Below are 17,272 nucleotides of genomic sequence, written 5' to 3'. Positions count from 1 at the left end.
AAGTTATGAGTTTTTCGCAAGGTCTTAGCGGTTTAAATGCCGCTTCTCAAGCACTGGATGTTGTGGGTAATAACATTGCCAACTCACAAACAGTTGGCTTTAAATCAGGTTCCATTGCCTTTGCCGACGTTTTTGCCGGCTCCCAAGTTGGGATGGGTGTCCAGGTTGCGGGTGTTAATCAGAATTTCAGCGATGGGGTTCTGGGTATGGGCAACAGTGAGCTGGATATGGGTATCCAAGGGGATGGCTTTTTCCGTCTGGTGAATGAAACAGGTAGCGTATTCTACAGCCGTAACGGCCAGTTCAAGAAAGACGAAAACGGCTATATTATCAACAATCAGGGCATGTACCTGACGGGCTACCAAGCAACAGGTACGCCACCAACTATCCAGCAAGGTGCAGCGGTCGGGCCTATTCAGATCCCATCCGATCAGATGCCAGCAAAAGCTTCAGACGCGGGAACGATGAACGGTAATCTCGACTCTGGCTCAAAAGCTATCGATCAGGATGAATTCCCCTTCGATCCCAAAGTAGGTGATAGCTACACCTATATAAATCAAGTCGATGCTTACGATAGCCTCGGCAATAAACACACCATTAATGTCTACTATGTTAAAACCGATGATAACGAGTGGAAAGCTTACTCAATGGACAGTACCTCTCCTGGTACTCCTGAGTGGCAGGAAACCTCGCTTTCCTTCGATTCCACCGGTCAGTTAAAGACCACACCCGCAACATTGAATGTGCAAGGCAGTTCCCATAACGGCGCGACAGCATTGAATTTTGACTTGGATCTTGCCGGGATGACGCAGCAGGCGACGGAGTCACAGATGGATAGCCTAAGCACGACGGGCTATGCTCCTGGGAAGATGAATGGTTACACCATTGGTGATAACGGTGAGGTTATTGCTTCGTACAGCAATGGACAACGCCAGACTGTCGGACAGATTCTCCTCAGTAACTTCACTAACCCAGGTGGGCTTTCATCCGAAGGGAATAACTGCTGGAGCGAAACACCGGCCTCAGGTCAGCCTACTACCGGTATTTCCGGCTCAGGAAACCTTGGCAAGCTTTATGGTAATCGACTCGAAGCGTCAAATGTGGATTTGAGCCAAGAGATGGTCAACATGATCGTCTTCCAACGTAACTATCAGTCCAACTCCCAAACCATCAGAACCCAGTCTGAGCTATTGCAGACGTTGGTGAATCTAAGTTGATGAAATAACTCTATGGATCATGCCATATACACTGCTTTGGGCGGGGCAAATGCCGCCCTTAATCGTCAGGCTGTCACGAGTAATAACTTGGCTAACGCCACGACGAATGGCTTTCGGGCACAAATTACGGCATATCGCGCCGTACCTGTTAACGGGCCTACTACAGAAACAAGAACGTTAGTTGTGGAATCGACTCCAGGGGTCGATTCCACAATGGGCGCAATTAATACCACTGGGCGTGATCTTGATGTCGCGTTGCCACAGGATGGCTGGCTGGCTGTTGAGCTACCCAACGGAGGCGAGGGTTATACACGTAACGGCAACATAGAAATTGATAGTGAAGGCCAGTTACGTGTACGTGGATTGCCTTTGATGGGGGATGGAGGGCCGATTACAGTTCCTCCACAGTCAGCACTTACTATCGCAACAGACGGCACAATTACTGCTCTTGGAGCTGGAGATGAACCCTCCTCGTTAGCGCAGGTTGGACGTATCAAGTTGGTTACTGCTGAGGCAAAAGCATTAGTTCACGGTGATGATGGCCTGTTTCACACACTTGAGGGCGAAGTGGCTACGTTGCCAGCCGATCCAGATCAACGGCTCATGCCGGGAGCTCTGGAAAGCAGCAATGTGAGTCCGGTGAAATCGATGGTCGATATGATCTCCACCGCTCGGAACTTTGATATGCACATGAAGGTTATCAGCAGCGTCGATAGCAACGAAAGAAGCGCTAACCAGTTGCTAAGTATTGGTTAAGCATAGTCAGGAGAAAGAGAACTATGATTCGTTCTTTATGGATTGCGAAAACCGGCTTGGAAGCCCAGCAGACCAATATGGATGTGATTTCTAATAACCTAGCGAACGTTAGTACCAATGGGTTTAAACGTCAGCGCGCGGTATTTGAAGATCTACTTTATCAAACTCTGCGTCAGCCAGGTGCGCAGTCTTCAGAGCAGACAACCATTCCGTCTGGTTTGCAAATTGGTACTGGTGTTCGCCCCGTCGCGACTGAGCGGTTACATAGCCAGGGAAGTCTGACACAAACCAATAACTCGAAAGATATTGCTATCCAGGGGGGAGGTTTCTTTCAGGTGCAATTACCTGATGGTACAACGGCTTATACTCGCGATGGTTCTTTTCAATTCGATCAGAATGGACAATTGGTAACCTCCAGTGGCTACCCGGTTCAGCCTGCCATTACCATACCGCAAGATGCGCAGATATTGACGGTAGGTAATGACGGTATCGTGAGTGTCACCATTAGCGGGCAGACGGCACCACAGCAGGTAGGACAACTAACATTGAGTACTTTTATCAATGATTCGGGTCTGGAAAGTATTGGTGAAAACCTCTATCGCGAGACTCAGTCTTCAGGTGCGCCTAATGAGTCAACCGCTGGTCTGAATGGTGCGGGAACCTTGCGACAAGGGTATGTGGAAACCTCCAACGTTAACGTCGCTGAAGAGCTGGTTAATATGATCCAGACACAGCGAGCCTATGAAATTAACAGCAAAGCTGTTTCAACATCAGATCAGATGTTGCAGCGGTTGTCGCAACTTTGATTTCAGTCATGGGCCAGAAAATGGCCCATGACTGCCCTACCAGTAGTGAACAAAATGATTAATTTTTTTTGCACCGTTAGGTCTGATATCCATGCGAATAAGGGCCTGTTCAGTTCAGGTTCCCGATGCCTCACTCTACTTATACTTTCGCTATCACTAACTGCTTGTGCGCCATTTATACATAAACCTTTGGTTGGGGGGACGACAACTGCATCACCGCAACCTGCATCGCCTGCTGCTATCAACGGTTCTGTTTTCCAAACGGGGCTGGCGATGAACTACGGTTATCAGCCAATGTTCGAAGATCGCCGTCCGCGTAATGTGGGGGATACTCTAACTATCTTGCTGCAAGAAAATGTCAGTGCGAGCAAAAGCTCATCTGCCAGCGCTTCTCGCGATGGATCTACAGGGCTCTCTTTTGATAAGACCCCCCGTGTATTGCAAGGGGTATTTGGTGGTGATCGCGCCAACGCGGCTATCAGTGGTGAAAGCGATTTCGCCGGCAAAGGTGGTGCGGCAGCAAAAAATACTTTCAGCGGCACCATTACCGTCACTGTGCAGCGGGTGCTGGAAAACGGCAACCTTAGTGTGATTGGGGAAAAACAGATAGCCATTAATCAGGGAACAGAATTTATTCGTTTCTCTGGCGTGGTGAATCCTCGCACCATTAGTGGCAATAACACAGTCGTTTCAACGCAGGTATCCGACGCACGTATTGAATATGTCGGCAACGGATACATCAATGAAGCGCAGCAAATGGGATGGTTGCAGCGTCTATTCCTTAATATTTCTCCATTCTGATTAGCTAACTATGAAAATTAACTTTTTTCCGTTCCGGCAATGGCTGCTATGTGTAGCATGCATATTGGCAATTTCGCATCCTGCTTTTGCAGAGCGGATTCGTGACCTGACGACAATTGAAGGTGTACGTGGTAACTCTTTGATGGGCTATGGTTTGGTCGTGGGCCTGGACGGTACGGGTGACCAGACCATGCAAACGCCTTTCACCACTCAAAGCCTTAACAATATGCTATCGCAACTAGGGATCACTGTTCCTCCAGGTACCAATATGCAGCTTAAAAATGTGGCTGCGGTAATGGTGACTGCTGAATTGCCGCCTTTTTCGCGTACAGGAGAAAAGATTGATGTCGTGGTCTCCTCAATGGGTAACGCGAAAAGTCTGAGGGGGGGCACATTGCTGATGACACCGTTAAAAGGTGTCGATAGTCAGGTTTATGCTCTTGCGCAGGGTAATCTGTTGATGTCTGGGGCCGTGGCTCAAGGGGGCGGCTCACGGGTACAAGTCAATCAGCTCAATGGTGCACGTATTAGTGGTGGGGCGACAGTCGAGCGTGAAGTACCGATGAATTTCGCCAACCAGAACACACTCACGTTGCAACTAATGCAAGAAGATTTCACCGTTGCGCAGGCAATCAGTGACACGATTAATCGCCGGCATGGCTCGGTTGCGATAGCCGAAGATGCGCGCAGTATTCGCCTTTATGCTCCAGTAGATAGTGCGGCCCGGGTTCGTTTTCTGGCCGATATTCAAAACTTGCCGGTAAAAGTGGATGCTGGAGACGCGCGGGTTATCGTCAATTCTCGTACCGGCTCTGTGGTCATGAATCGCCATGTGACACTGGATACCTGTGCGGTAGCGCAGGGTGATCTCACCGTTGAGGTCGCGCGCAATGATATCGTGAGTCAGCCCGATACACCATTGGCTGGTGGACAAACCGTCGTGACACCTAATACGCAGGTTTCGCTGCGTGAGCAAAGTGGCTCGTTACAGAAGGTCAATACTAGCGCTGATCTTAACAATGTTATTCGGGCGCTCAATAAATTGGGTGCAACTCCTAACGATCTGATGTCTATCCTACAATCGATGAAAAGCGCGGGCTGTCTGCGTGCGCGATTGGAGGCCAACTGATGAGCGGTTTTAATCAAGGTGCCGCTTTTGATCTACGTTCGCTTGATAACCTTAAACTGGCGGTCAAAAATGATGCACCAAAAGGTGTTGAGGCTGCCGCCAAGCAAATGGAAGGGCTATTTGTCCAGATGATGCTAAAAAGCATGCGAGAGGCCTCCTTTAAAGGCGGCCTGCTGGATAGTCCTCAGTCGGATATGTTTACCTCAATGTATGACCAACAGATTGCTCAGGAAATTGCGGGGAGCGGGAAGTTGGGATTCGCAGAATTGATTATGTCACAACTCACCGGTGAGAAAGCGGAGACAGGGCGAAGCACCGGTGGCATACCTGTCGAATTGGCGACGAGTCTGGCAAATTTCAAAGGTGTGCAGATGCCAGCCTCGCCACAAACTAACGCACCTCCAGAGGTGCGTAACAACGGATCACGTAGCTCAAGCAGTTTCATCTCACGTATGTTGGCACCCGCCATTGAGGCAAGTGGGCAGAGCGGTATCCCGCATCAACTGATTATCGCTCAAGCTGCACTGGAGTCGGGTTGGGGAGACCGCGAGATACTGACCAAAGATGGAAAACCGAGTCATAACTTGTTTGGTATTAAAGCAACCTCTTCTTGGAAAGGAGAAACCACTGAAATTACTACTACGGAATATATCAATGGTGTACAGCAAAAAGTAAAAGCCACATTTAAAGTTTACCCAAATTATTCTGCTGCCTTGGCGGATTATACCGCGCTGCTGAATAATAATCCGCGCTATAAGGATGTATCGCGAACGTCATCCCCAGAAATAGCGGCAAAAGTGTTGCAGTCGGGTGGATATGCAACTGATCCTAGTTATGCAAGTAAGCTGATTAATATTATTCAGCAGGTAAAGAGTAGTGTTGGGCAGGCTGTAAACGCATATAAACCAGATATTTCTTCATTATTTTAATGTTTAGGGGTTTAGTCGGTTTTTTTTAAACCGATATATGAATTATGGATATTAAGACTTCGTTATAACAGGTGAATTATGAACCTTATGTATCTGGCTCAGGGTGGTCTGAGTTCTGCACAATCTGCTTTAAGTGTTGTTGGTAACAATATTAATAACGCATTAACACCTGGATATAGTCGTCAGAGTATTATGTTGGGTGAAGCAGGCGGCAAAACAACGAACTTCGGCTTCTTTGGCTATGGTGTTCAGGTAAATGATGTACAGCGTGTTTACGATGGTTTTATTAATAACCAGGTACGCGGTGCTCAAACAGAATTTCAAGGTCAATTAAGCCGCTATCAACAAGTTAGCCAAATAGACGATATGTTTGGTGATACAACAAATAATATCTCCGTAGCATTTGGAAATATTTTTGAATCTATGCAGAAGATGAGTAGCGATCCAGTAAATCTCGCTTCTCGTCAGGAAACATACTCGCAATTCAATACGATTAGCTACAAATTCCAGAGTAATAGCAAGACCCTTGATGGGCTTGAGAAAAGTACTAATACGCAAATTAAGCAGTCGGTTGATGATATTAATGATTGCGCTGCACAAGTAGCAAATCTCAATTCACAGATTGAAAAAATATATTTTCAAACTGGAAACTTACCAGCAGATCTGTTGGATCAACGAGATCTCTTGCTGGATAAGCTCAGTGCTCAGGTTGGTATTCGCGTCAATGAAAATACGACTACCGGTCGTGTTGATGTCACGCTGTCAAATGGATTGACGCTGGTCAATGGGGATAAATCTTACGGATTAGAAGCCAAGCCCTCTTCAGCGAATCCTAATGTACTTGAGGTTGCTTATATTGATGCTTCTGGCAACTCCATGTTACTGGATGAAGATAAGTTCAGCGATGGCAAGTTGGGGGGATTATTTAAATTCCGTAATGAAGATCTGGTCACTGCTCGTAACGAGTTGAACCAGTTGGCATTACAGATGGCGAATGAATTCAACGCTGTTAACGCACAGGGTTATGATTTATACGGCAATCCCGGCGGAAATATTTTTAATATTGCTGATCCGGTCGCATTAGCTAACAGTAAAAATAGTAGCGATGCGGCATTAGATGTGAGCTATACCAATATCAGCGATGTGAATGCGACTGATTATACATTGGTGTTTAAAGGGCCTGATGAGTCAGATTGGCAAATCACTACCAGTGATGGCCGCAAAATTACACCTGAAATTGGTGATGACGGTGAGCTGATATTCGAAGGTATTTCGGTGAAACCGAATGGGGTTCCTGAACCAGGGGATAGCTTCCTACTTAACCCGTTATCTGGCGCTGCCGCAGGTATTAGCGTCGCTATCACGGATGGTAGCCAAATCGCAGCATCCAGTTCTTCTGACGTTGAAGATGAGAGCAACAACGAGAATTTGCAAGCCTTACTGGCAGTAAAAGATAAGCAAATTATCGGCAAAGCTACCTTTTCAGAAGCTTACGCTAATATGGTGAGTTCTGTCGGTTCTACCGTTAGTGGGCTAAAAGCTGAAGCCACGACCTCAGCTAAAGTATGCGATCAATGGGAGTTGCAGAAGCAGTCGGTATCGGGTGTTGATATAAATGAAGAGTACATCAACCTCACAATGTTCTCACAATACTACCAGGCGAATGCGCAGGTTTTACAAGCAGCGATTAATATTTTTGACACCATTTTAAGTCTCCGCTGATGATGAACTTTTGAGAATAACCGGGTAAGAAAAGATTTGGAGATAAGTAATGCGCCTTAGTACTAGTTATATGTATCAACGCAACATTGATAATATGTCGAATGCGACTATTAACTACAATGACATTTATTCACGTCTGGCTGCGGGGCAGATTTTGCTGAAACCTTCGGATAATCCTGCCGGAACGTCACAGGCAATTGTCTACCAAAACGCACTTTCAGATATGAATCAATATGATACAGCAAGATTGTACGCTCAGGACTCACTAGGTCTTGAGGACAATGTACTCAACTCTATCTCAAATCTACTCACCAAAAATTTGTCAGAGAAAATTGTAGCGGCGGGTAATGATACTTACACCGATTCAGACCGTCAGGCGCTGGCGATCGAGTTGGAAGGGATTCGCGATAGTCTAATTGACTTAGGTAACAGCAAAAATAGCAGCGGTCGATATATTTTTGGCGGTTACCAAACGGGTACTGAGCCTTTCCTGAAAGATGGGACTTACGTGGGCGGTGATACGGCGATGACGCAGACGGTTGGAGATAGTACCGTGATGCAGGTCGGCCATACGGGCAATAACGTCTTCATGAGTGGTACTGACGACGACCTTTTCGTCGCCTTAAACAAGGCTATTGATGCACTTCAGCAACCGATAGAGACTGATGAAGATCGTGAAGCGCTGCAAGCCACTCTTGATAGCGTGAATAGGTCTCTTAATAACTGCATCGATAATCTGGGAAAAATTCAGGCGGAAGTCGGTACCAACTTGCAGCAATTAGATCAACTTGGCGCCAGTTCTGATATACAACGTATTACTGTTGAAAGCCGTTATCAGCAAACAATAGGCTCAGATTCTGAAGCGATGATTAGTCTTATTACTCAGTCAAAAATGTCAGAGTTTGCACTTAACTCATCTATGCTTGTATTCCAGTCAATGCAAAAGATGTCTCTATTTAACATTCTTTGATATGTTATTTACATGTTGCCGGGAGAGATAACTTTTTCATTATAATCGTTGAAAATAGAAGTCATAAGGCACATTTTTATTTTTGTATAAAATTAGAACGCATCTATGTTGCAGGCTAATATTTAGTCATGCATAAGGCGGTTAAATAAAAGGGATTAGAAAACTAGTTAATCTAGTGGAAGCGGTGGTTACTAGACTCTATCTCTATAAATAGCATATCTAGTTAAACTTCAAATGCTATTTAAAATGAAGTTGATATTGTCATTGGCTTATATGTAGCATATTTCTTTCGCTTATCAGACTATGTACTTTTGATTCAATAAACAATAATAGTACACATGACATGTAGCTTGGAAGATTATTGTGGACGGAATATATACCCCCGAAGGCATTCTTGATAAGAATCAAATATGGGCTAAATATCAATATTTAATTCGGCAGGAAGCATTAAAGTTGCAGGCACGTTTGCCTGCAAGTGTTGAGTTTGATGATCTTATTCAAGCTGGCTCTATTGGTTTTTTAAATGCCATAGAACAGTATGACTCGAAGAAGAGCATTGCGATGAGTACGTATATTTCTTACCGTATTCGTTATGCATTAATCGATGATCTTCGTGAACGTGATTGGGTACCTAGACGTGTTCGTGCAAATAATCGTGAAATAGCCGCTACTATTACTCGTCTGGAGCAAAAAAATGGTGTTTCTGCTACAGAAGCGGAAATAGCGGCAGAAATGGACGTCTCATTACACGATTACCATAAGATGTTGATGGACAGTAACACCAGCCAGTTATATTCACTTGAAGAGTTACAGGAAGAGTTTCTTGATGGCATTGGAGAGATAGCAACGCAACAAGAGTTCCTTGATCCTGCGAATAGTTTGATTTTGCAAAATCTGACCCAGCATGTCAGCGACAAAATTAAAGAACTGTCTGAGCGTGACCAATTATTGCTCAGTTTATACTATCAACAGGATCTCAATATGAAAGAGATTGCTCTAACTTTCGGCATTACCGAGACGCGAGTCAGTCAATTACATAGTCAGGCGATTAAAAGATTACGTGCAAAATTGGATGTCACCCAATAAAAGTTAACGATTATAATAAATAAATGTAAAAATTATATATAAAAACATTTATATCGTTTAAAAATTAGTGTTTAGTAATTTATAAGTTTTTTATAGTGTTATATTTTACATGATTGCATTAAATTAACTCATTGAAAACAAAAAGGTTTGTTATTTGTGATTGATATTTATGATTTTTAATGTAATACGCAAGCAGTGTTTTTTTTTATAAAAATCTAATAATTAGACAATTAGGTTGAATATGCCATCTTTGCGAGGTTAGAGGTGGAAATACTTGTGTCTATCCAGAGAAAAGCGAATAATTATGAGCAGAAGCCAAGGCTCGTAGTTATTATCCGTTGAGCCGTAAGGTTAATGTTGATGCATTTCATTTAGCGAAATGATCGTTTTTTACTGTAATTAGAATAGATAAATTAAATGAACACTGTAGATTATAGCGAGTTACTCCAAAATATTCATAACATCAATCTCTCCTATTTGTTGTTGGCACAGCAATTAATTCGTGAGGACAAATTTTCATCCGGTTTTCGGCTTGGGCTGGAAGAGTCCACTATCGAGATATTGAAAGATTTACCTTTGCCTAAATTGATTAAGCTTTCTACTTGCGGCCAGCTTATTTGTAGATTACGTCTGGATAATGAGGCTGTCATTAATTGCTTGACAAGAGATTCACGTATTGATGCGCTTCAACGTATTCATACAGGTATTGTTCTATCGACTGATTTGCTTGATTCAATTTCAGATGATAATAACTCTTTGGTATCATGATTGGAAATTTAATTATGCAAGATAAAAGCCTTCTAGACGAAATAAAAGAAACAAACATTGCCATGGAGTTAATTTCTCTCGGTGCGAGAATGCAGGTGCTAGAAAACGAAACTAGCCTAAGCCGTAGGAAATTGTTAAGACTGTATAAAGAATTAAAAGGCTGTTCACCGCCTAAAGGATTATTACCATTTTCACCTGACTGGTTTATGGCCTGGGAGCAAAATGTTCATTCATCAATGTTTTATAATATATATCTGTACTTGAAGAAAACTCTGTCTGGTCAGACTATAGAACATATAGTTAAAGCATATAGACTTTATAATGAACAATGCTACGGGAATCAGAGTGAAAAACCGGTATTAGGGTTAACTCGTGCGTGGACATTAGTTCGTTTCATTGATTGTGGAATGATTAAACATACTAAATGTTTTAGTTGTGGCGGTACATTTGTTGTAACACACGAACATGGTGATAAACCCTTTATTTGCAGCTTATGTTGTACACCTTCTCGTGCAGTGAAAAAGACGATGAGTCGTGGTGCGGTAACCCCTCGACCAGCGACTCCAATGTGGAATAATTAGGAATATTTCAAGTCGGATTAAAAACGCATCTTAGTAACATGATGCGAAGTTGCTCTATTTGCTGCGTGAGCTCTCAGTAAATTCAGATGCAATTATTTAAAAGTATTAAGGAGTTATTGTGCTCGTTATTCTCGGATATATCGTTGTACTGGGGACCGTCTTTGGCGGATTCATGCTATCTGGTGGCCAACTTGCTGTTCTTTATCAGCCGACCGAATTACTCATTATCGGCGGTGCTGGTATCGGCGCATTTGTTGTTGGTAATAATGGTAATGCGATAAAAGGAACATTATCGTCATTTCCCAAATTACTTAAGCGTTCGCGTTATACCAAAGAACTCTATATGGACTTACTGGCGATGATTTTTTTGCTATTAGCGAAAAGTCGCCAGGGAGGGTTGGTTGCTTTAGAAAACGATATAGAGGACCCAGAGAATAGCGCTATTTTTGCGGCCTATCCAAGGTTGCTCAATGACCCTATTTTGATGAACTTTTTGATAGATTATCTGCGCCTAATGATCAGTGGCAGCATGAACGCATTCGAAATGGAATCCTTGATGGATGAGGAGATCGAAACCAGTGAACATGAACATGAGGTTTCAGCGGGCAGTTTGAATGTCATGGGTGATGCGTTGCCGGCCTTTGGTATTGTTGCAGCAGTCATGGGTGTAGTGAATGCACTGGCGGCAGCAGATCGACCAGCGGCCGAGATGGGAGAACTGATCGCTCATGCGATGGTCGGTACATTCTTAGGCATCCTGCTTGCTTATGGTTTTATTTTACCGCTGGCATCGTTGTTACGCCAAAAGAGCGCGGAACATATCAAGATGCTGTGTTGTATAAAAGTGACTTTACTTTCAAGCCTGCACGGGTATGCCCCACAAATCGCGGTTGAATTTGGACGTAAAACACTTTTTTCCAGAGAGCGTCCGAGCTTTACGGAACTGGAAGAGCATGTTCGCGAAGTCAAGTCGTCTACCGTTAGCTCAACGGCGGAAAGTGGCTCATGAATAAGAAGCCTCATAACATCATTGTTGTCAAAAAATCGAAAGGTCATGGCGGGGGGCATCACGGAGGCTCCTGGAAAATTGCGTATGCGGACTTTATGACCGCAATGATGGCTTTCTTTTTGGTTATGTGGCTACTGTCAAATTCCACTCCACAGGAGCGGCAGCAAATTGCTGAATATTTTAAGGCTCCTGTGAATGTAGCCCTTTCGAATGGTGATAAAAATAGTCTTAGTGACAGTGTTATTCCTGGTGGCGGAGACGATATGTTGAAGCAGGACGGAGAAGAACTCAGATATGAAAATAATACTGGGCTGCAAGATCTCGATAAATTAAAAGAAAAAATCGAAGAACTAATAGATATCGATCCGCGGCTTAATGATTTCAAATCCAATTTACTACTCACTATTATCGATAGCGGGTTACTGATCCAAATAATTGATAGTCAGGAACGTCCGATGTTCAAAGTTGGTAGCAAGAAGCCTGAAGAATATATGGTACATATTCTTCAGGCCTTGGTGCCTATTCTTAATACTATTCCGAACCGTATGACGCTGACTGGCCACACTGACTCATTACCTTACGCTAATGGTGAAGTTGGTTACAGTAACTGGGAGCTTTCTGCAGATAGATCAAATGCATCTCGTCAGGTTCTTGTGAATGGTGGTTTACATAGCGATAAAATACTTCAAGTCATCGGTGTCGCCAGCAATATGTCGATGGGTGATTCTCCACCTGATGCACCAGCGAACCGTCGTATCACGTTATTAATACTGACTAAGAGCAAAGAGAAAGCGATTTTTCAGGAAGACTCACTTATTCAAAGTATCAATACCGGCGATAACACCGCCGATGTCCAATCCCAATTAAAAATAACCTCTGAGCCGGAACCTAGTGAGAGCCAGGGCAATAAATAATACCCTTCAGGACGAGATAAGATGGATTTCAGTGATTTTTATCAGACTTTTTTTGATGAAGCCGATGAGCTTCTGGCAGATATGGAGAAGCATCTGCTGGAGCTTGATTTTGCCTCTCCTGATACAGAGAGTCTGAATGCCATATTCAGAGCTGCGCATTCAATTAAAGGTGGAGCAGGAACATTCGGATTTACTGTCTTGCAGGAAACGACCCACATACTGGAAAACCTACTGGATGATGCGCGACGCGGTGAACTTCAGCTCAGTAATAACATTATTAATTTGTTTCTGGAGAGTAAAGATATTATGCAGGATCAACTGGATGCGTATAAATCCTCACAGGAACCTGATCAGGAGAGATTTAAATACATCTGCGAAGCACTTCGCCAGATGGCCGAAGAAGCTAAACAGGGCAGTGGCACTCAAAGCATGCAGATTGAAGCTCCCCTTGTGTTGGATGAAGCCATGTTGGCTGTTGATGTAAATATCGCTACACCAGTGGATGTCGTGGATGTGAGTGTGATTCAGGTTGAATTGCGCAAATTAAAAGAATCTGATCGTCAGCCGTTACTTGATGAGTTGGGGCTGCTTGGGACAGTAGAGAATCCACAGCATAAAGGCGACAGCCTGATGTTAGTGCTCAAAACCAAAGAGTCACAAGATGATATTCGGGCGGTACTGGGCTTTCTGCTTGATGACGATGACATTATATTAACGACAGGGGCAGCCGCTGCCTCAGATCCCGTTGATAACATCGAGTCGAGAGAAGAAATACCCTCTATAGCGCCTAAAGCTACGCCTCCAGCCGCGCCGAGAAAACAGGGCCGTAGCCAAGGAACTGAGTCCAGTAGTATCCGGGTTGCCGTGGAAAAAGTTGACCAAATAATCAATCAGGTCGGTGAGTTGATTATTACTCAAGCCATGTTGACTCAGCTTTCAACGCAACTCGATCCTGCGAAATATGAAACGCTTATCTCCAGTATCGCCCAACTAGAACGCAACGCCCGCGATTTACAGCAGTCAGTAATGTCGACCCGTATGATGCCGATGGAATATGTCTTTAGCCGCTTCCCGCGTCTGGTTCATGATCTTGCCGATAAGCTCGGTAAACAAGTGGAACTGACTTTGGTAGGGGGATCCGCTGAGCTGGATAAAAGTGTCATTGAGCGCATTATTGATCCCTTAACTCATCTGGTGCGCAATAGTCTCGATCACGGCATTGAGTCTATGGCCGTGCGCCGCGCAAACGGCAAAGCAGAGCAGGGCAATTTAACATTGTCAGCGGAACATCATGGCGGCAACATTATTATCGAGGTTATTGATGATGGTGCAGGTCTTAATCGCGAGAAAATTCTTGCTCGCGCGCAGTCCCAAGGGCTGCCGGTCAGCGATAGCATGCAGGATGAAGAAGTATGGATGCTGATTTTTGCCGCTGGTTTCTCTACTGCTGAGAAAGTCACCGATGTTTCCGGACGTGGCGTGGGCATGGATGTCGTTCGACGTAATATTCAAGAAATGGGGGGATATGTTGAGATCCACTCAGAGCAAGGTAAAGGCTCAAAAATCCGTATCATTTTGCCTCTGACCCTTGCGATCCTTGATGGCATGTCCATACGTGCTGGGGATGAAATTTATGTTCTTCCTTTAAGTACGGTCATGGAATCGTTACTGCTCAGTGAAAAAGCACTCTACAAAATGGCAGGCGGAGAGTTGGTTCTACAGGTTCGTGAAGAGTACTTACCCTTGATCGAACTGCATAAGATTTTTGATATTCCGAGAGAACCAAACGATCTTAATGAAAGAATTGCGGTGATTGTCCAGGGAGGGGGTAACCGTTATGCATTACTGGTTGACCAACTGGTGGGGCAACATCAGGTTGTCGTGAAAAATATGGAACAAAATTATCGCAAAGTTCCGGGGATCTCTGCTGCGACGATTCTTGGCGATGGTAGCGTGGCATTAATTCTGGATGTAGCAATGCTCACTAGCTTGTCAAAAAATAAATCGCTGTCTACAAATATTAATTAACACTGTATTAAGAAAGGTTAAATAATGAGTTTTTCTAATTCAGATAAAGAGCTCGCCAATGACAATCATGGGCACGAATATTTAATATTCCGGCTAGGTTCAGAGGAATATGGTATTGAAATCCTTAAAGTACAGGAGATCCGCGGCTATGATCGTGTTACCCGGATCGCTAATTCTCCAAATTTTATCGCTGGCGTCACTAATTTGCGCGGTGCGATTGTACCGATCGTTGATTTAAGAGTGAAGTTTCAGCTTAACTCTGCTGAAATTAATGAAAGCACAGTCGTCATTGTGCTCAATTTGGGGGATCGTATTGTGGGTATCGTTGTTGATGGTGTTTCCGATGTACTATCACTTGATGCCGCACAAATTAAGCCCGCACCTGATTTCTCAGTGACATTGTCGACTGAGTATCTACTGGGGCTTGGGGCGCTGGATGAGCGGATGCTGATCCTCGTTGATATTGAAAAGCTTCTGAATAGCGAAGAAATTGCCCTGGTTGAAAAAATGGTTGAATTAGCGTGCTGAGTGCGATTACGCTTTTTTCGATTTAGTCTGCTGTATAAAACACTTCTTATCTCTATGCCCATAGGCAATTTAGCCATATATTATAAGTCTATGGGCTTATTATGAATTAACTCTATTCCCAAACACTCATTATGAGATTGATCAGGCGTTCTGCTGATAACCTCTACTGACCCAGTTAACCCATTCTGAACTTGAGGCTACGCTATTTGGCATGGCCTTTATTCGTTGTTTAATTTCTTTTACGGGCTGGGTATGGTGTTGGGCAAGAGGACAAACTTCATTGTTAACGATGGCAAATCCACTCTATTGCTCACCGGAGCAAGCTGTCTCTATAGCAGTATTGAATAGCCATATCCTTATTTGAGAAACAATACTATCAATCATATTTCGTGATGTTGCTTTAGACGTGCACTCTATATAACAACACTGGAATACTTCACATTGCCTAAAATAATAAAAGAGACTGTGGTGAAACAAAAAAAACCGGCGACTTTCGTCGCCGGTAATAATCATGTCTAACTCTATATCTAACTATGAAGATAGATTAACGCAGCAGAGATAACACGTTCTGTGGAACCTGGTTCGCCTGCGCCAACACTGTAGTACCAGCAGATTGCAGGATGTTAGCACGGCTCATGTTCGATACTTCAGAAGCGAAGTCCGCATCCAGGATACGGGAGCGTGATTCAGACAGGTTGTTTACAGTGTTATCCAAGTTGCTGATAACAGAAGAGAAACGGTTTTGTGATGCACCCAGGCTAGAGCGCAGTGAGTCAACCTGAGCTAATGCATCATCAATTGTTGCCAGCGTTGTCAGGCTTTTACCTGCTGCTTCAGCCTCAGTTGAAAGTACAGCATCAGCTGTAAATTTAATTGAAGCGGGTACAGCATCATCATCCTCTGTTGCTGCTACCTCTGGAGTAATAGCCGCGGTCGCTGAAGTGACTTTGCCATCTTTAACACCGATAAATGCGGTATTACCATCGCTACCGGTATAAGAATAAATTTTACCGTCACCTTGCTCGGCACCAAACAGCTCAGTACTCAGAGCAGTTACATCAGTCGACGTTAAAGTATATTTATCAGCACCAGCAGTCCCACCCTTAACTTCCATATTGGCGGTAACAGCTGTGGTTGCAACCATACTTGTGATGTCAAAACCAGTCATACCCAGTGTGGTGGAGTCCATCTGGCTTAAGTTGATATCAATGGTCTGACCATCGTTAGCACCAACCTGGATACTCAGAGTCTGATCTTTGCTCAGAACTTTCACGCCATTGAATTCAGTTTGTTCAGAGATACGGTTGATTTCTGATAAACGTTGATCGATTTCATCCTGGATAGACTGACGGTCAGACTCAGAGTTAGTACCGTTAGCAGCCTGAACACTCAGACGACGGATATTCTGCAAGTTGTCGTTTATTTCGTTCAGTGCGCCTTCAGTAGTCTGCGCTAAAGAGATACCGTCGTTAGCATTACGAGACGCCTGAGTCAGGCCATTAATGCTTGAAGTAAAGCGGTTGCTAATAGCCTGACCAGCAGCATCATCTTTTGCGCTGTTAATACGCATACCAGATGAAAGGCGCTCAATTGCGGTGCCCAGAGCTGACTGGGATTTATTCAGATTGTTTTGTGCAACCAGGCTCATGGCATTGGTGTTAATTACCTGTGACATATTATTTCCTCTATACGCTACTTGTTGGGCTTGTAATAAATAATCAGTAATACAGTAATGGTTCTGTGCATCACGTATTAAATACATCGGTGTGGAAAAAAATAACTAAATATCCAATGAAGATAAATTTCACAATTAGAAAACTATTTAGAATAAATTTTAGTCCTTAATCAGTGAGTTATCATTTTGTTTTTTATGGGGTTTTTTTTTGTTTGTTTTATTGGCTTTAATAGCTGTTATTTTTGTGCGCTTTTATGTCGATAGCCTTGTGTTTGCTTTCTATATACAGCGTTCTTTTCTATTTATATTTAAGAAGGTCTCTTGTGGAGCAATAGATCGTTGTTTGATAAATT

General features: G+C 43.8%; 16 protein-coding genes. 15 read left to right on the top strand and 1 reads right to left on the bottom strand.

Annotation, left to right across the window (positions count from 1 at the left end; genetic code table 11):
- The first annotated feature begins 5 nt into the window (after positions 1-5).
- The 15 genes from flgE to cheW all read left to right on the top strand — a co-directional run bounded on the left by flgE (position 6) and on the right by cheW (position 15,244).
- Positions 6-1,217 carry a flagellar hook protein FlgE gene (flgE, locus tag ACF3VQ_RS19235; RefSeq protein WP_392432577.1) on the top strand — a complete coding sequence of 404 codons (1,212 nt, stop codon included), beginning with the start codon at positions 6-8 and terminating at the stop codon, positions 1,215-1,217.
- A gap of 12 nt (positions 1,218-1,229) precedes the next feature.
- Positions 1,230-1,973, top strand: coding sequence for a flagellar basal body rod protein FlgF (locus ACF3VQ_RS19230; RefSeq protein WP_392432576.1), 744 nt, complete (start codon positions 1,230-1,232; stop codon positions 1,971-1,973).
- Between the two features lie 23 nt (positions 1,974-1,996).
- Complete coding sequence (gene flgG / locus ACF3VQ_RS19225) at positions 1,997-2,779, top strand: flagellar basal-body rod protein FlgG (protein ID WP_392432575.1); 783 nt, start codon at positions 1,997-1,999, stop codon at positions 2,777-2,779.
- A 54-nt stretch (positions 2,780-2,833) separates the two neighbouring features.
- Positions 2,834-3,580: a flagellar basal body L-ring protein FlgH gene (locus tag ACF3VQ_RS19220; RefSeq protein WP_392435711.1), complete on the top strand. Its 747-nt coding sequence runs from the start codon at positions 2,834-2,836 to the stop codon at positions 3,578-3,580.
- Between the two features lie 10 nt (positions 3,581-3,590).
- The gene (locus tag ACF3VQ_RS19215; protein WP_392432574.1) at positions 3,591-4,709 is read left to right on the top strand and encodes a flagellar basal body P-ring protein FlgI; all 1,119 of its coding nucleotides are present in this window, start codon (positions 3,591-3,593) and stop codon (positions 4,707-4,709) included.
- Positions 4,709-5,638: a flagellar assembly peptidoglycan hydrolase FlgJ gene (flgJ, locus tag ACF3VQ_RS19210; RefSeq protein WP_392432573.1), complete on the top strand. Its 930-nt coding sequence runs from the start codon at positions 4,709-4,711 to the stop codon at positions 5,636-5,638. The genes ACF3VQ_RS19215 and flgJ overlap by 1 nt, the downstream gene beginning before the upstream one ends.
- A 78-nt stretch (positions 5,639-5,716) precedes the next feature.
- Positions 5,717-7,360: a flagellar hook-associated protein FlgK gene (flgK, locus tag ACF3VQ_RS19205; protein WP_392432572.1), complete on the top strand. Its 1,644-nt coding sequence runs from the start codon at positions 5,717-5,719 to the stop codon at positions 7,358-7,360.
- 49 nt (positions 7,361-7,409) lie between these two features.
- Positions 7,410-8,330 carry a flagellar hook-associated protein FlgL gene (gene flgL, locus ACF3VQ_RS19200; RefSeq protein ID WP_392432571.1) on the top strand — a complete coding sequence of 307 codons (921 nt, stop codon included), beginning with the start codon at positions 7,410-7,412 and terminating at the stop codon, positions 8,328-8,330.
- A gap of 363 nt (positions 8,331-8,693) precedes the next feature.
- Entirely contained in the window at positions 8,694-9,416 is a 723-nt protein-coding gene (locus ACF3VQ_RS19195; protein WP_392432570.1) for an RNA polymerase sigma factor FliA, read from the top strand.
- Between the two features lie 417 nt (positions 9,417-9,833).
- Positions 9,834-10,184, top strand: coding sequence for a flagellar transcriptional regulator FlhD (gene flhD / locus ACF3VQ_RS19190; protein WP_392432569.1), 351 nt, complete (start codon positions 9,834-9,836; stop codon positions 10,182-10,184).
- A gap of 14 nt (positions 10,185-10,198) precedes the next feature.
- Positions 10,199-10,765, top strand: coding sequence for a flagellar transcriptional regulator FlhC (gene flhC, locus ACF3VQ_RS19185; protein WP_392432568.1), 567 nt, complete (start codon positions 10,199-10,201; stop codon positions 10,763-10,765).
- Between the two features lie 118 nt (positions 10,766-10,883).
- The gene (gene motA, locus ACF3VQ_RS19180; protein ID WP_392432567.1) at positions 10,884-11,774 is read left to right on the top strand and encodes a flagellar motor stator protein MotA; all 891 of its coding nucleotides are present in this window, start codon (positions 10,884-10,886) and stop codon (positions 11,772-11,774) included.
- Positions 11,771-12,688, top strand: coding sequence for a flagellar motor protein MotB (motB, locus tag ACF3VQ_RS19175; protein ID WP_392432566.1), 918 nt, complete (start codon positions 11,771-11,773; stop codon positions 12,686-12,688). The genes motA and motB overlap by 4 nt, the downstream gene beginning before the upstream one ends.
- A 21-nt stretch (positions 12,689-12,709) precedes the next feature.
- Positions 12,710-14,716, top strand: coding sequence for a chemotaxis protein CheA (gene cheA, locus ACF3VQ_RS19170; protein WP_392432565.1), 2,007 nt, complete (start codon positions 12,710-12,712; stop codon positions 14,714-14,716).
- A 24-nt stretch (positions 14,717-14,740) separates the two neighbouring features.
- Entirely contained in the window at positions 14,741-15,244 is a 504-nt protein-coding gene (cheW, locus tag ACF3VQ_RS19165) for a chemotaxis protein CheW (protein ID WP_392432564.1), read from the top strand.
- Positions 15,245-15,788: 544 nt separating this feature from the next.
- On the opposite strand, the gene ACF3VQ_RS19160 is transcribed toward cheW, so the two are convergent.
- Positions 15,789-16,919, bottom strand: a complete 1,131-nt coding sequence (locus ACF3VQ_RS19160; RefSeq protein ID WP_392432563.1) for a FliC/FljB family flagellin — start codon at positions 16,917-16,919, stop codon at positions 15,789-15,791.
- Positions 16,920-17,272: the final 353 nt, after the last annotated feature.

It is taken from the genome of Yersinia fenwicki, from assembly GCF_043099325.1.
Classification (GTDB): domain Bacteria; phylum Pseudomonadota; class Gammaproteobacteria; order Enterobacterales; family Enterobacteriaceae; genus Yersinia.
Note: the sequence above shows the minus strand (reverse complement) of the source record. Positions and strands in the feature narration are given on the sequence as shown.

Coding starts and splice junctions, on each gene's coding strand:
- flgE (WP_392432577.1), top strand. CDS start 6: ATGAGTTTTTCGCAAGGTCTTAGCGGTTTAAATGCCGCTTCTCAAGCA.
- ACF3VQ_RS19230 (WP_392432576.1), top strand. CDS start 1,230: ATGGATCATGCCATATACACTGCTTTGGGCGGGGCAAATGCCGCCCTT.
- flgG (WP_392432575.1), top strand. CDS start 1,997: ATGATTCGTTCTTTATGGATTGCGAAAACCGGCTTGGAAGCCCAGCAG.
- ACF3VQ_RS19220 (WP_392435711.1), top strand. CDS start 2,834: ATGATTAATTTTTTTTGCACCGTTAGGTCTGATATCCATGCGAATAAG.
- ACF3VQ_RS19215 (WP_392432574.1), top strand. CDS start 3,591: ATGAAAATTAACTTTTTTCCGTTCCGGCAATGGCTGCTATGTGTAGCA.
- flgJ (WP_392432573.1), top strand. CDS start 4,709: ATGAGCGGTTTTAATCAAGGTGCCGCTTTTGATCTACGTTCGCTTGAT.
- flgK (WP_392432572.1), top strand. CDS start 5,717: ATGAACCTTATGTATCTGGCTCAGGGTGGTCTGAGTTCTGCACAATCT.
- flgL (WP_392432571.1), top strand. CDS start 7,410: ATGCGCCTTAGTACTAGTTATATGTATCAACGCAACATTGATAATATG.
- flhD (WP_392432569.1), top strand. CDS start 9,834: ATGAACACTGTAGATTATAGCGAGTTACTCCAAAATATTCATAACATC.
- flhC (WP_392432568.1), top strand. CDS start 10,199: ATGCAAGATAAAAGCCTTCTAGACGAAATAAAAGAAACAAACATTGCC.
- motB (WP_392432566.1), top strand. CDS start 11,771: ATGAATAAGAAGCCTCATAACATCATTGTTGTCAAAAAATCGAAAGGT.
- cheA (WP_392432565.1), top strand. CDS start 12,710: ATGGATTTCAGTGATTTTTATCAGACTTTTTTTGATGAAGCCGATGAG.
- cheW (WP_392432564.1), top strand. CDS start 14,741: ATGAGTTTTTCTAATTCAGATAAAGAGCTCGCCAATGACAATCATGGG.
- ACF3VQ_RS19160 (WP_392432563.1), bottom strand. CDS start 16,919: ATGTCACAGGTAATTAACACCAATGCCATGAGCCTGGTTGCACAAAAC.